Raw genomic sequence first — 12,841 nt, 5'->3', positions numbered from 1 at the left:
TCCCCTGGACCGGTCGTCGAGCGACTCAGCCACGCTGCGGTGCGCCTGCACCGAACCAGACCCGATCGAGTTGAAACACCGCGCCGCGAGGATTGAGCGCGTAGCCGAGTACATAGCTGCGCTGCGCCGAAAGCAGGTCGAAGAACACCGGGATCACTGAAGGCACCTGATCATGCATCGCTTGCTGCGCCTGGGCGTAGAGCTTGGTGCGTTCGGCGTCGTCGGCGCTGCTGCGCGCCTGGGCGACGAGTCGATCGAACTCGGCATCGTTCCAGCGGGTCTCGTTCCACGCCGCGTCGCTGACGTAGAGCAAACTGAACAGCGCATCCACCGTCGGCTGCATGTTGTAGAAGCCGATGTAGAAGCTGCCCTTCTGCCACACCTGTTCGAGATAGGTGCTGTTCGCCATGGTCTCGACGGTGATGCGAAAGCCCGCCGGAGCCGCCATTTCGCGCACCGCGATGGCAAGCTGGGTACGGGTGGAGGGAGTATCGGAAGCGACCAGGGTCAGATCGAGCCCATCGCCATGCCCAGCCTCGGCGAGCAACTCCCTCGCCCGCTCGATATCGACCGCTTTCGGCGGCTGCTCGGCGTAGTAGCGGTAAGCGGGGCTGACCGGCGTATCCTGCCCGGGAGCGCCATAGCCCTCGGCGACGAAGTCGACCATCGCCGCACGATCGATACACAGCGCCAGCGCCTGGCGCACCCGCGGGTCGTCGAAGGGCGCGCGGTCGCAGGCCATGTTGATGTTGAGGAACTGTCCGGAAGGGACGCGCAGGGCCTTCACCCCAGCGGCGTGGGCCAGCCGCTCGTACTCGGTGGCTTGGGTGGAGAGCATCATGTCGATGTCGCCAGCGATCAATGCCGAGCCCTCCGCGGTGGGGTCCGGATAGACGCGCACCTCGACACCCTCGAGATAAGGCCGTTCGGCGTCGTAGTAGCGCGGGTTGCGGCTGACCACCACCTGGCGCTCCGGCTCGAAGCGCTCGAGTACGAAGGGGCCGCAACCGATCGCTTCGCGAGCGAGCCGCTCCAGCCCCTGTTCGGCTATCGTCCGCGGCACCACCTTGGCGGTGGGATGGGTCAGGGTTACCGGCAGATCGGCGAACGGTTGGTCGGTACGCAGTACCAGGGTATGAGGATCCGGCACCTCGATCGCGATGATCGGGCCGATGTTGCGCCTGCCGGGTGCCGCATTGGCCGGATCGAGGATCGCACGCAGGCTCGCCGCAGCGTCCTCGGCGGTGCAGGCGCTGCCATCGTGGAACACCACCCCTTCGCGAAGCCGGAAGGTCCACTCGGTGAGCGCAGCGTTGGCCTGCCAGGATTCAGCCAGGTCCGGCTCCGCGTCCATCCCGGCGGAGAGCCGGGTCAACCCGCTGTAGAGCAGTTCAGCCACCAGATACTCGGGATTCACTCGTGCTATCAGCGGGTTGAGCACATTCACCGCCTGATCGACGCTGATCCTGAGCCGGCCACCGCGGGTCGCTTCGGCCGCCGCCCACAGCGAGCCGGACCAGGGCAGCATCGCCGCGGCGGACAGCGCCGTGGCACCGGCGAGGAAGTGGCGACGATCACGTATCGTAGGCTTGCTCATATGCATCTCCGGGTGACGAGGAAGAATCGTTGTACTTGTGGCCTCATCGCGCAGCCTCAGATGAGGAGAACTCTGCGGACAGATAGAGAAGGACCGACTGTGCCAACGCGACGATGTCCGCCAGCGTGGTGTACTCATCGAAGGCATGGATGCGATTGTCGACCCGGGCCAAGCCACCGAGCAGCATCTCCTGGATGCCGGCCCGCTGGACCCAGCCAAGATCCGAGCTGGTCGACGAGCCCCATCGCTGAAAATCATCTGGCGCGAAGCCGAACCCCTGGCAGAGCGCGGCCTGCCAGCGAGACCAGTGCGGCCCGGTGGGGTCGCTGACCGGTGCGAGGTGGCCGATCAGCTCCCGCTCCACCGCCAGGGCGCGGCTGCCGGCCATCGCCTCGTCGATGACGCCATGCAGCTCGTCGAGCACCTCTTCGAAGCGCTCTTCCGGGGTGTAGCGCCGATTGATCAGAAGCTCGAACTGGGCCGGCAGGGTCGAGCCCTTGCCACCACCGTGGGCCGCAGCCAGAGTCAATCTGGCGTGCAGCGGCCGCCCCTGGTAATGGGGAGGTGCGGGCATGTGCGAAGTACGCAGCTCCACCCTGCGCTTGAGCGCGGACAGCGCCTCGAGCAGCGGTAGGCTCTCTTCGATCGCATTGATGCCACCGACCGGATCCCCCGAATGGGCCGCCCGGCCAGTGACGCGGACCTTCATGTCGAGGCTGCCGAAGCAGCCGGCCCAGATACGCGGCGCGGCACCACCGTTGAAGCTCAGCAGATGCCCCTCGATCAGCCCCTGGTCGGCCAAATACCGAATGCCGGGATAGCGGCCTCCTTCTTCATCGGTACACAGCAGTAGCACCGGATCGAAGCGCAGCGCCAGCCCGCAGGCCTTGGCCGCGCGCAAGGCAGCGAGCACTGCAACGATGGTACCCTTCATGTCGGCCGCTCCACGCCCATAGAGACGCTCATCGGCACGGGTCAGTGCGAGCGGCGGATGGCTCCAGCCATCTCCCGGAGGCACGGTATCGACATGGAAATAAAGGCTGCAGACCGGCTTGCCAACGTATTCGCCAGCCCGGGCGATCAGGTTGACCCGCTCACCGTAGGCATCGTCCAGCGCCTGGCCTCGCCACAGCGGTTCGGGCACGCTCACTCGGCGGCCCTGCATCCCTAGCGGCTCGATCATGTCCTCGATCAGCGTGGCGAAATCGGCATAGCCCGCGCCGGGAGGGAAACAGGTATCGACCGCCAGCATGCGTGCGAGCTGATCGATGATCGCTGCTTCGTCTCGCGCGATGAATTGGGTTGCCTGGGCCAGGCCGTGTGAAACACTCATGAGGACGATGGTCTCGTGCTTGTTTTTTTATTTCTATATAGGATATAGAAAATACCAAGCGTCCCTCGACGTCAAGAAGGCAGAAGGAAATAAGGCATGACAAAGCGCCAGAGCGCGCACGACGCCGAAGCCTCGACCCGGCAGGAAACCACGGCTTCCCCGCCGAGTTTCGAACGCTTGCAGGAGAACGAGGGCGCGCCTCTCTACGAGGTGGTCAAGCGGCGCATCCTGGAGGCGATCCTGAGCGGCGCATGGGCACCAGGCACCACGCTGCCGAGCGAGAACGCGTTGGCCGGAGAATTCGGTGTCTCGGTGGGTACGATGCGCAAGGCGCTCGCCGAGCTGACCTCGGAAGGCATGCTGATGCGCAGACGCAAGACCGGTACCGTGGTCACCGGCTGGGCGCCTTTGCACAACCTGCGCTATTTCTTTCAGTATTTTCGCTTGCACGACAAACAGGGCGCGCTGCTGCGCTCGCGTACCCAGCTGCTCGAACAGCGCCGGGCACCGGCGAGCGAGAACGAAGCGCAGCGCCTGAAGCTCGCACCGGGGGAGGAGGTGATCCACCTGCATCGCCTGCGCCATGTCGGCGACATCCCGGCGATGCAAGAGCGCCTGATCCTGCCGGCGCGCCACCTGCCCGACTTCCCGGGGCCGGAGGGAATACCACAGCTGTTCTACCTGTTCCTGCTCGAGCGCTACGGCATCCGCGTCGCCGCCGTGCGCGAACAGCTGACCGCCGAACTCGCGAACGCGGAGGACATCTCACTACTCGCGCTGAAGCCACCCCAGGCGGTGCTGGTGATCGACGAAGTCTCCTTCGACCAGAACGCGATGCCGGTGATCCTCGCCCACCATAGGGTCAGCACCCAGCACTTCATCTACGTCAACGAAGTGCGCTGAGCACTCAACCCAAAAGCGATCTGAGTCCGGCGATGGCGCTGGCGCCGCGCTCGTGTTTCTTCTCGGGGTCTTCCTTGTCGGCGCGGCCTTCCCATTCGAGGATTTCGTCGGGGAGTTCGTCGAGGAAGCGGCTGGGGGTGCACTGCATCATCTCGCCGAACGCCTTGCGCTGCTTGGCCAGCGTCATGGTCAGGGTGCGCCGGGCGCGGGTGATGCCTACGTAGGCGAGCCGGCGCTCTTCTTCGACGGTGCCGGATTCGATCGCGTTGCGGTGCGGCAGCAGGTCTTCCTCGAGCCCCATGATGTAGACATGGGGATATTCGAGGCCCTTGGAGGCATGCAGGGTCAAAAGCTGGACGCGGTCGGTGTCGTCCTCCTCGGCCTGCTGGTCCATGATGTCGCGCAGTACCAGGCGCGAGATCGCCGCTTCGACGTCGTCGGTCTCCCCTTCCTCGGCATCGGTGGGGGCGACGTTGTCGCCGGGGCGCATCGAGCGTTCGAGCTGGTCGATCAGCGTCCAGACGTTCTGCATCCGCTTCTCGGCGACGAGCGGGGCGCTGGCGTTCTGGTGCAGCCAGGCTTCGTAGTCCATCTCCTCGAACATCTGGCGGATCGCGCTGATCGCGCTGCCCTGGTCCATCCGCCGGCGTACCCCTTCGAGGAACTGGTTGAACCAGCCGAGCCGCTGGATCGCTTTTTCATTCAGCACCTCACCCAGCCCCAGCTCCGCGCAGGCGGCGAACAGGCTGGTCTCGCGGGAGGCGGCGTAGTTGGCGAGCTTCTCGATCGTGGTCGGGCCGATCTCACGGCGCGGGACGTTGACGATGCGCAGGAAGGCGTTATCGTCGGCCGGATTGATCAAGAGCCTGAGATAGGCCATCGCGTCCTTGATCTCGTTGCGCGAGAAGAACGAAGTACCACCCGAGAGCTTGTAGGGAATCTGGTAGTGCTGGAGCTTGAGCTCGAGCAACCGGGCCTGGAAGTTGCCGCGATAGAGCACCGCGAAGTCGCGCCACTTGGCGCCGAGCTTGATCCGCCGGGTGAGGATCTCGCTCGCCACCCGCTCGGTCTCGGCCTCTTCGTTCCTGCACATCACGATGCGGATCGCGTCGCCCTGGCCCATCTGTGACCAGAGGGTCTTCTCGTACACATGGGGATTGTTCGCGATCAGGGTGTTGGCCGCCTGGAGGATCAACGCGGTGGAGCGATAGTTCTGCTCCAGCTTGATCACCTTGAGCCGCGGGAAGTCTTCGCCGAGCTGGACCAGGTTCTCCGGCCGCGCCCCTCGCCAGGCGTAGATCGACTGATCGTCGTCGCCGACCACGGTGAAGGTCTCGCGCTCGGCCATCAAAAGCCGCACCAGCTTGTACTGGCTCGAGTTGGTGTCCTGGTATTCGTCGACCAGCATGTAGTGGATCCGCCGGCGCCAGCGTGCGAGCGCGTCTTCGTCACGCTCGAACAGTTTGGCCGGCAGGTAGATCAGGTCGTCGAAGTCGACCGCGTTGTAGGCCTTGAGGTGGCGCACGTAGGCCTCGAATACCCGAGCGGCGAAGGCTTCGTCTTCGCTGGCCGCGTGGGAGAGCGCATCCCCTGGCGTGACCAGGTCGTTCTTCCATGCCGAGATGGTGTGCTGGATGCGGTTGATCTGGTCGGCATCGACCTGGGCATCCTTTTGCATCAGGTCGCGCAGCAGCGCCTTGGCATCCTCGGGATCGAACAGCGAGAAGCCCGAGCGATAGCCTAGGCTCTTGAGCTCGGCGCGGATGATGTTGAGCCCGAGGGTGTGGAAGGTCGACACCGTCAGCCCGTAACCGGTGCGCCCGGGGAGCATCTTGCTCACCCGCTCCTTCATCTCGCGCGCGGCCTTGTTGGTGAAGGTCACCGCGGCGATCTTGCGCGCGCTCATTCCGCATTCGCGGATCAAGTAGGCGATCTTGGTGGTGATCACGCTGGTCTTGCCGGAGCCGGCGCCAGCAAGCACCAGGCAGGGGCCGTCGATGTAGCGCACTGCCTCCTGCTGGCGCGGATTGAGCCTTCTGACCTGCGACTTGATGTCATCGCTCATCGATCCGCTCCTGCTGGGCTGGTCGGCACGGCGCCGGTGAAACCGAGCTGGCGCCAGGATTCGTACACCATCACCGCGCAAGCGTTGGAAAGATTCAGGCTGCGGCTGTTCTCGCGCATCGGGATACGCAGCCGCTGGGCTTCGGGCAGCGACTCGATCAGCGCCCTCGGCAAGCCACGGCTCTCAGGGCCGAACAGCAGCGCATCTCCCAGCGCGTAGCGCGGCGCGTCGTGGGCCAGCCGGCCCTTGGTGGTGATCGCGAATATCCGCTTGGGCGCGATCTCGGCGAGAAAGGCCGGATAGTCGGCATGCACCCTGGCCTGCGCCCACTCGTGGTAGTCGAGCCCGGCCCGGCGCAAGCGCTTGTCATCGAGCTCGAAACCGAGCGGTTCGATCAGATGCAACCTGAAGCCAGTGTTGGCGCAGAGACGAATGATGTTGCCGGTATTGGGCGCGATCTCCGGCTCGAAGAGGACGATGTCGAGCATGGGTGGCGTCGGCCTGGAAGCTGTTCAACCTGGAAATGGGAGCGAAGCATGCATGCGACCCGCAGCGCGGGCGAGAAAGGATGATACCGCATGGCTCGATGGGGCGCTCGTCGATGCCCGCGGCGGCGATCGGGGAGGCAACGAACCATTCGCCCATCCCCATTCGAGCCCTTGGCGCGCTTCGCTTATTCGGATGCTCGGATCGCCGGCGAGGGACGAGCCGAGTCGAACCACGCCTTACCGCCCGCCGCCCGATCCCTCGACTGGCGCCCTTCATTGCCGAGCGGATGCTCGAACTTGGCGCGTATGGGCACCGCTCGGGACGAACGGGCTTATCGACCGATCGTGTCCTTCGGCTCGCTTCGCTCGCTCAGGATGCTCGGATCGCCGGCGAGGGACGAGCCGAGTCGAACCACGGCCTTACCGCCGCCGCATGATCCCTCGACTGGCGCCCCTGATTGCCGAGCGGATGCTCGAACTTGGCGCGTATGGCCACCGCTCGGGACGAACGGTCTGGGAGTTGGCGCATATGGGTGCCGCTCGGGACGAGCGGTGGGGAGGTATGGCGCCGGCATGGGGTCGAAAAAAAGATCGGCGCCTCGAGCGCCGATCGATGTCGCAAGGTAATCTCGGTCAGAAACCGACGCTGACGCCGAGGACCGGTCCGCTGTCGAGGGTCTGGTTGCCGCGGCCGTCGAAGTCCGTGCGGAAGTAGCGGTAACCGCCGTAGACGTAGGTCTGCGAGAGCAAGTTGACCCGCGCCTGGGCGCCGTATTCGTAGCTCTTGTCGACGTCGCCGTGGCTGAGCCCCGAGGGCGTATAGAAGCCATAGCCACCGACCGAGGTGAGCGGGATCGGTGTATCGACGAAGGCCGAGCCGCCGATACCGAGGCCGCCGCCGTTGCCGTAGTGGGTGTCCTGGTACTGATAGCGCCCGCCGACTGCGAGGTCGACGCCGGGCAGGTAGGGCGAGAACATCAGTGAACCGGAGTACGCCTTGGCATTGTTGCCGCTGTCATCGGTGCTGAAATAGCCGACCCCGGCACGCAGGCCGGGTGCGATGGACTGGCTGGCCTCGAGGCCGAAGGAATCCTTGCCGCCGTTGGCGGAGACACTGAAGGCGAGCGCTTGGTGGCTGGCGAGCAGAAGCCCGCCGGAGGCGAAGACGATGCCGAGTTGCTTGATCATGAACGTACTCCACATGGCAATTGCGCGACGAGCGGATGTCTGTCGTCACGAATGGTGGCATAATGAGCGCGTTTATCAAACAGTGTTTCTTAAAAAAACATTAAAGCCGCGGCCTGCATGCGGGCACGCAGCGACGGGACTTTCAGTCTACCTGGACGCCATAGCGCTCGCGGTAGGCGCGGATGGCCCCAGCGTATCGATCGAGACCGTTTTCCGAGGTTTTGGTCTCGAGATATTCGAGGATGCCGTCGAGCGTGACGATCGGAATCACCGGAATGCCGAATTCGGCTTCGACCTCCTGGATCGCACTGCGTCCATGTTCGTCGTCGCTGCCGCGTTCCTGGCGGTCCAGGGCAACGACCACCCCAGCGGGCGTCGCGCCCTGGGTCTCGATCAGCGACATGGATTCGCGAATCGCGGTTCCAGCGGTGATCACGTCGTCTATGATCAACACACGCCCTTCGAGTTCGGCACCAACGATGTTGCCGCCCTCACCGTGGTCCTTCGCTTCCTTGCGGTTGAACGCGTAGGCCACGTCACGGTCGAAGCGATCGGCAAGCGCCACACAGGTGGTGGCGGCTAGGGGTATGCCTTTGTAGGCGGGTCCGAAAAGGACGTCGAAGCGCAGCCCCGAACGCTCGATTGCCTCAGCGTAGCAGCGACCCAGCGTCGCCAGGGCTCGCCCACCGCGAAAGCGGCCGGCATTGAAGAAGTACGGGCTCACTCGTCCCGATTTCAGCGTGAACTCGCCAAAGGACAGGACGTTTTCGGCGATGGCGAACTCGATGAATTCGCGCTGGTAATCGTGCATCTACGTGCCCCGCTAGGCGACCGAATCATTCTCTCGGCGCTTTTTGACCAAAAAGTACAAACCTCGGGTATCATACACGCGCGGAAATTAAGGGACCACGTATGAAGATTGCCAGCATCAACGTCAACGGTATTAAGAGCGCCGTGGATCGAGGCTTTCTCGACTGGCTGAGCGAGCAGGACGCCGATGTCGTCTGCGTGCAGAACCTCCAGGTCAAGAGCTTCGAACTCAGCGAAGAGATTCTCTATCCCGAAGGGTACGAGGGCTATTTCCTCGATGCCGAGCAGGACGGTTTCTCAGGCGTCGGGCTCTATTGCCGGCAAATTCCCAAGGCGATCATGTATGGTCTCGGCTTCGAGCAGTGCGACCACGAAGGCCGCTTCCTGCAGGCGGACTACGACAAGTTCAGCGTCGCCTCGTTCCTGATGCCCGAGGAACCGGAAGCCAAGCTCAAGTTCATCGCTCAGTATAGCGACTACCTCAACAAACTGCGCCGCAAGCGCCGCGAGTACATCATCTGCGGCACCTGGCACATCGCGCACAAGACCATCGACGTGCGCCACTGGGCCGAGCACCAGACCACGCCGGGCTTTCGCGCCGAGGAGCGTGCGTTCATGGACCAGGTGTTCGGTCCGATGGGCTTCATCGATACCTTCCGCGAGATCGACCGCGATTCGGATCAGTACACCTACTGGCCGAAGCTCGACCAGGAAGTGCCGCGCAATCGCCAGGACGGTTGGCGGCTCGACTACCAGATCGTCGGCCCGAACCTGCAGCGCTCGGTGAAGGACGCCTGGATCGACACCGAGGCCACGTTCTCCGAATACGCGCCGCTGTTCGTCGAATACGACCTCGAACCCTAGTACGTAGCGACGCCCACCCGCGGGGTGCGTTGCCGACTTTTCCGCTAGGCGATACCCGGTCCCCGATGCCCCGCCTCCCACTGGAGGCGGGGCATTCGCGTTTCAGCGCTCGAGCCGCTCATGAATGCAGCTGGAGAAGCGCGCGGCGAAGGCCTCGACCTGGGCCCAGTCGGTGTACTCGACCTCCTTGCTGGCGTCGGTCTCCCCACCGGTCATCCGCATGATCAGCTGGATCATCAGCCGGTCGACCAGCCGATAGCGCGGATAGCGCAGGGCACCCGCCACCACCTCGCAGAGCTCGGGCCGCCAAGGACTCGCGGCGAGGAACTTGCGGGTATAGGCGTTGGTCTCGGGCGTGCGTTTCTGTGCCTTTCGCGCAGTCAGGTTGACCGCGACGAAGGCGCTGGGGCGCGCGTTAAGCGCCTCGCGGTGGCGTTCGGCGTAGCGCGCCAGGCGCGGGTCGAATCTACCGTAGCGGATCGAAGCGCCGATCAGCACCGCACGATAATCATCGGGCGCCGGTACCTCCTCGGCGTGCAGGTCGCGCAGCTCGCATTCGAGCCCCGCCTCGACCAGCCGGTCGCGGATGGTCGAGACGATCAGCCGGGTCTGGCCATCGCGCGAGCTGTAAAGCGCCAGCGTGCGGGTCGCATCGGTTGGGTTCATACGGACGATTCCATCTTGAAACGGCGCCGCGAACTTCAAAGCGCCGATCATGGGTTGGGCAGCGCTCAGATCAGCCCCAGCGCCTCGCGCTGGTGAGCGAACAGCTGCTGTCCGGCACGCTCGGCGAGATCGAGCATCGCATCGAGCTCGGCGCGCGAGAAGGCGGCCTTCTCGGCGGTGCCCTGTACCTCGATCAGGCCGCCCTCGCCGGTCATCACTACGTTGAGATCGGTGTCGGCACCGGAGTCTTCGATGTAGTCGAGATCGACCACCGGCGTACCCCGGTAGACGCCCACCGAGATCGAGGCGACCAGCTGGCGGAAGGGATCGGTCTTGATCTTCTTCTTGCGCTGGAGGTAATGAATGGCGTCGATCAGCGCCACACAGCCGCCGGTGATCGCCGCGGTGCGGGTGCCGCCGTCGGCCTGGATCACGTCGCAGTCGACGGTGATGGTGTATTCACCGAGCTTCTTCAGATCGACCGCGGCACGCAGCGAGCGGCCGATCAGCCGCTGGATCTCGAGCGTACGCCCGCCCTGCTTGCCTCGTGCGGCTTCGCGCGCGCCGCGGGTATGGGTGGCACGCGGCAGCATGCCGTACTCGGCAGTGATCCAGCCCTGGCCCTTGCCGCGTAGCCAGCGCGGCACGCCCTCCTCGATGCTCGCATTGCAGAGCACCTTGGTGTCACCGAACTCGATCAGCACCGAGCCTTCGGCATGCTTGGTGTATTCACGGGTCAGGCGGATCTCGCGGGGGGCGTCGGCTTGTCTTCCACTCGGGCGCATATCGACTCTTCATTGGGTGACGGAGCGGTCGCATCAGCGACCGTTGGCCGACCATTCTAACCCGCCACCGCCTCGCACGCCGATCGTATAGACTCGGCAGTCCCCGCCAAGACCCAAAGATCCAAGGAGATCGAACGGATGCGCAGCATGACCGGCTTTTCGCGCGAGCAGACCAACGCCGACTGGGGCAGCCTTGCGATCGAGCTGCGCTCGGTGAACCAGCGCTATCTCGATCTGCACTTCCATCTCGCCGAGCCCCTGCGCCAGCTCGAACCTGCGTTTCGCGAACGGCTGCGCGACAGGCTGCAGCGCGGCAAGGTGGAAATCACCCTGCGCTATCGCCCCGACACAGGAGAGCAGCCGCTCGTCCTCGACGCCGAGCGGCTGGAGCGCATCGCCACGGCGCTCGCCGAGATCCGTGCACGACTGCCCGAGGCCGCCGCGCCCACCGCGCTCGATCTGCTCGGCTGGCCCGGCGTCGCCCGCGATGCCGGGCCCAACCTAGCCTTGGTCGAGACTGCAGCGCTCGAACTGTTCGAACGCGCCCTCATCTCCCTCGAGCAGGCCCGCTCGCGGGAAGGCGCGCGGCTCGGCGCATCGATCGAGGCGCGTCTGGTCGGCATCGAGGCCCAGGTGCGGGAGGTACGCACGCTGATGCCCGTGATCCTCGCCCGCCAGCGCGAACTGCTCGAGCGCCGCGCCCAGGAGCTCGAGATCGAGCTCGACGAGCAGCGCCTCGGCGCCGAACTGGCGGCCCTGGTGCAAAAAGCGGATGTCGAGGAAGAGCTCGACCGGCTCGATAGCCACGTCGCTGAAGTGCGCCACCAGCTCACCGCCGATGGCCCAATCGGCCGCCGCCTCGACTTCCTGATGCAGGAGCTCAACCGCGAAGCCAACACGCTATCGTCGAAGTCGGTGGTCAAGGAGACCACGCTCTGCGCGGTAGAACTCAAGGTGCTGATCGAGCAGATGCGCGAGCAGGTGCAGAACCTGGAGTGAGCGACGCTCTAAATGCGCCGCCAATAAAATTACCGATGCCGCCGGCGCGAAATCCCGAGCGCCTAGCCATCGCCGTCGCAGGTCGATCGCTGGGCCAGCGGCTTCGCTGTGGTCCCGGCCGGCGCTTCCCGCATCGTTGGCCGGGTACGACCGCTCAGGGTCACCAGCACGACGCCGGTGACGATCACCAGCATCGCCACCAGTTCCAGACCACCGATCCGCTCGCCGGCGAAGCCGATGCCCAGGGCCACCGCGACCAGCGGATTGACGTAGGCATAGCTAGTCGCCGCCGCCGGTCGAACGTTGGCGAGCAAATAGACGTAGGCGCTGAATGCGACCAGCGAGCCGAACACCACCAGGTAGCCGAGCGCCAGCCATCCAGCCAGGCCGGGCATCTCGGTGACCCGCTCGCCGCTCGCAAGCCCCACCGCCAGCAGCGCCGCACCACCACAAAGCATCTCGGCCGCGCTCGCCATCATGCCCTGCGGCAGCGAGAGCCGTTTGCTCAGCACCGAACCGAAAGCCCAGGCCGCCGCGGCTACCAGCAGCAGTGCCGAGCCCTGGGGATTGTCAGTGAGATTGGCCCCCAGGTTGAGCAGCACCATGCCGATGATGCCAAGACCGATCCCCAGCCATTCCCCGAGCCGTGCGCGCAGGCCGAAGCCGGCGGCGAACAGCAGCGCGAAGAGCGGTACCGTCGCGACCGACAGTGCGGCAACCCCGGATGCCACACCGCCATACTCGGCGACGCATACCCCACCGTTACCGATCCCGAGCAGCAGCAGGCCGATCACCGCGGCGCCACGCCATTCACGGGCACTCGGTGCCGGATGCCCGCGCAGCCTCAACCAGCCGTAGAGCAGGGCGCCGGCGATCAGAAAGCGCACCCCGGCGAACAGCAGCGGCGGCCAGTGGGCGACGGCGATGCCGATGAACAGATAGGTCGAACCCCAGATCAAGTAGAGGGCCAGGAAAGCGCCCGCCAGCAGCAGCGGAGCGCCGCTGGCTTCACCGGCGCTCGCGGAGGAATGGTTCATTGGGAGTCTCGACAGTGATCGACAAGAGCCTCAGCATAATGCTTGGTCAGCGGCTCGCTTAATCGCCGTTCGAAGGAAATACCGCCCCGCGGCCTTCGATTCATCG

The 12,841-nt window shown here is 64.9% G+C and carries 12 protein-coding genes; 3 read left to right on the top strand and 9 right to left on the bottom strand.

Annotated features, from left to right (window positions below):
• Positions 1–25: 25 nt before the first annotated feature.
• Both Q376_RS0114940 and Q376_RS0114935 read right to left on the bottom strand, forming a co-directional pair.
• Positions 26–1,597 carry an ABC transporter substrate-binding protein gene (locus Q376_RS0114940; RefSeq protein WP_027350982.1) on the bottom strand — a complete coding sequence of 524 codons (1,572 nt, stop codon included), beginning with the start codon at positions 1,595–1,597 and terminating at the stop codon, positions 26–28.
• Positions 1,598–1,640: 43 nt separating this feature from the next.
• Positions 1,641–2,930 (bottom strand): M20 family metallopeptidase, encoded by a 1,290-nt coding sequence (locus Q376_RS0114935; RefSeq protein WP_027350981.1) that lies wholly within the window; start codon positions 2,928–2,930, stop codon positions 1,641–1,643.
• Positions 2,931–3,026: 96 nt separating this feature from the next.
• Between Q376_RS0114935 and Q376_RS0114930 the strand changes: the two genes are divergently transcribed.
• Complete coding sequence (locus Q376_RS0114930; protein ID WP_027350980.1) at positions 3,027–3,833, top strand: GntR family transcriptional regulator; 807 nt, start codon at positions 3,027–3,029, stop codon at positions 3,831–3,833.
• A 4-nt stretch (positions 3,834–3,837) separates the two neighbouring features.
• Here Q376_RS0114930 and rep read toward each other — a convergent pair whose 3' ends face one another.
• The 4 genes from rep to pyrE all read right to left on the bottom strand — a co-directional run bounded on the left by rep (position 3,838) and on the right by pyrE (position 8,385).
• Positions 3,838–5,898 carry a DNA helicase Rep gene (gene rep, locus Q376_RS0114925; RefSeq protein ID WP_027350979.1) on the bottom strand — a complete coding sequence of 687 codons (2,061 nt, stop codon included), beginning with the start codon at positions 5,896–5,898 and terminating at the stop codon, positions 3,838–3,840.
• Positions 5,895–6,386, bottom strand: a complete 492-nt coding sequence (trmL, locus tag Q376_RS0114920; protein ID WP_027350978.1) for a tRNA (uridine(34)/cytosine(34)/5-carboxymethylaminomethyluridine(34)-2'-O)-methyltransferase TrmL — start codon at positions 6,384–6,386, stop codon at positions 5,895–5,897. Before trmL ends, rep begins: the two co-directional genes overlap by 4 nt.
• Before the next feature lie 633 nt (positions 6,387–7,019).
• Positions 7,020–7,574, bottom strand: coding sequence for a YfaZ family outer membrane protein (locus tag Q376_RS0114915; RefSeq protein WP_043448104.1), 555 nt, complete (start codon positions 7,572–7,574; stop codon positions 7,020–7,022).
• Positions 7,575–7,716: 142 nt separating this feature from the next.
• Positions 7,717–8,385, bottom strand: a complete 669-nt coding sequence (pyrE, locus tag Q376_RS0114910; protein WP_027350976.1) for an orotate phosphoribosyltransferase — start codon at positions 8,383–8,385, stop codon at positions 7,717–7,719.
• Positions 8,386–8,486: 101 nt separating this feature from the next.
• Between pyrE and Q376_RS0114905 the strand changes: the two genes are divergently transcribed.
• Positions 8,487–9,248, top strand: coding sequence for an exodeoxyribonuclease III (locus Q376_RS0114905; RefSeq protein ID WP_027350975.1), 762 nt, complete (start codon positions 8,487–8,489; stop codon positions 9,246–9,248).
• A 102-nt stretch (positions 9,249–9,350) separates the two neighbouring features.
• Here Q376_RS0114905 and hemG read toward each other — a convergent pair whose 3' ends face one another.
• A complete protein-coding gene (gene hemG, locus Q376_RS0114900; RefSeq protein ID WP_027350974.1) occupies positions 9,351–9,914 on the bottom strand; it encodes a menaquinone-dependent protoporphyrinogen IX dehydrogenase in 564 nt (187 codons plus the stop codon).
• A gap of 65 nt (positions 9,915–9,979) precedes the next feature.
• Positions 9,980–10,699 carry a ribonuclease PH gene (gene rph / locus Q376_RS0114895; RefSeq protein WP_027350973.1) on the bottom strand — a complete coding sequence of 240 codons (720 nt, stop codon included), beginning with the start codon at positions 10,697–10,699 and terminating at the stop codon, positions 9,980–9,982.
• A 138-nt stretch (positions 10,700–10,837) separates the two neighbouring features.
• On the opposite strand from rph, the gene Q376_RS0114890 reads away from it, so the two are divergent.
• Positions 10,838–11,698, top strand: coding sequence for a YicC/YloC family endoribonuclease (locus Q376_RS0114890; RefSeq protein WP_043448101.1), 861 nt, complete (start codon positions 10,838–10,840; stop codon positions 11,696–11,698).
• A 62-nt stretch (positions 11,699–11,760) separates the two neighbouring features.
• Here the strand turns inward: Q376_RS0114890 and yedA are convergent, their stop codons facing one another.
• Complete coding sequence (yedA, locus tag Q376_RS0114885) at positions 11,761–12,735, bottom strand: drug/metabolite exporter YedA (protein ID WP_052365347.1); 975 nt, start codon at positions 12,733–12,735, stop codon at positions 11,761–11,763.
• Positions 12,736–12,841: the final 106 nt, after the last annotated feature.

Origin of the sequence: Halotalea alkalilenta DSM 17697 (assembly GCF_000621205.1) — a bacterium.
GTDB classification, from domain to species: domain Bacteria; phylum Pseudomonadota; class Gammaproteobacteria; order Pseudomonadales; family Halomonadaceae; genus Halotalea; species Halotalea alkalilenta.
The sequence above is the reverse complement of the archived record's forward strand: the minus strand, read 5'-3'. Positions and strand labels throughout refer to the sequence as shown.

Bases quoted from the DNA above. Each gene is read 5' to 3' on its own strand.
- Q376_RS0114940 (WP_027350982.1), bottom strand. From the start codon at position 1,597: ATGAGCAAGCCTACGATACGTGATCGTCGCCACTTCCTCGCCGGTGCC.
- Q376_RS0114935 (WP_027350981.1), bottom strand. From the start codon at position 2,930: ATGAGTGTTTCACACGGCCTGGCCCAGGCAACCCAATTCATCGCGCGA.
- Q376_RS0114930 (WP_027350980.1), top strand. From the start codon at position 3,027: ATGACAAAGCGCCAGAGCGCGCACGACGCCGAAGCCTCGACCCGGCAG.
- rep (WP_027350979.1), bottom strand. From the start codon at position 5,898: ATGAGCGATGACATCAAGTCGCAGGTCAGAAGGCTCAATCCGCGCCAG.
- trmL (WP_027350978.1), bottom strand. From the start codon at position 6,386: ATGCTCGACATCGTCCTCTTCGAGCCGGAGATCGCGCCCAATACCGGC.
- Q376_RS0114915 (WP_043448104.1), bottom strand. From the start codon at position 7,574: ATGATCAAGCAACTCGGCATCGTCTTCGCCTCCGGCGGGCTTCTGCTC.
- pyrE (WP_027350976.1), bottom strand. From the start codon at position 8,385: ATGCACGATTACCAGCGCGAATTCATCGAGTTCGCCATCGCCGAAAAC.
- Q376_RS0114905 (WP_027350975.1), top strand. From the start codon at position 8,487: ATGAAGATTGCCAGCATCAACGTCAACGGTATTAAGAGCGCCGTGGAT.
- hemG (WP_027350974.1), bottom strand. From the start codon at position 9,914: ATGAACCCAACCGATGCGACCCGCACGCTGGCGCTTTACAGCTCGCGC.
- rph (WP_027350973.1), bottom strand. From the start codon at position 10,699: ATGCGCCCGAGTGGAAGACAAGCCGACGCCCCCCGCGAGATCCGCCTG.
- Q376_RS0114890 (WP_043448101.1), top strand. From the start codon at position 10,838: ATGCGCAGCATGACCGGCTTTTCGCGCGAGCAGACCAACGCCGACTGG.
- yedA (WP_052365347.1), bottom strand. From the start codon at position 12,735: ATGAACCATTCCTCCGCGAGCGCCGGTGAAGCCAGCGGCGCTCCGCTG.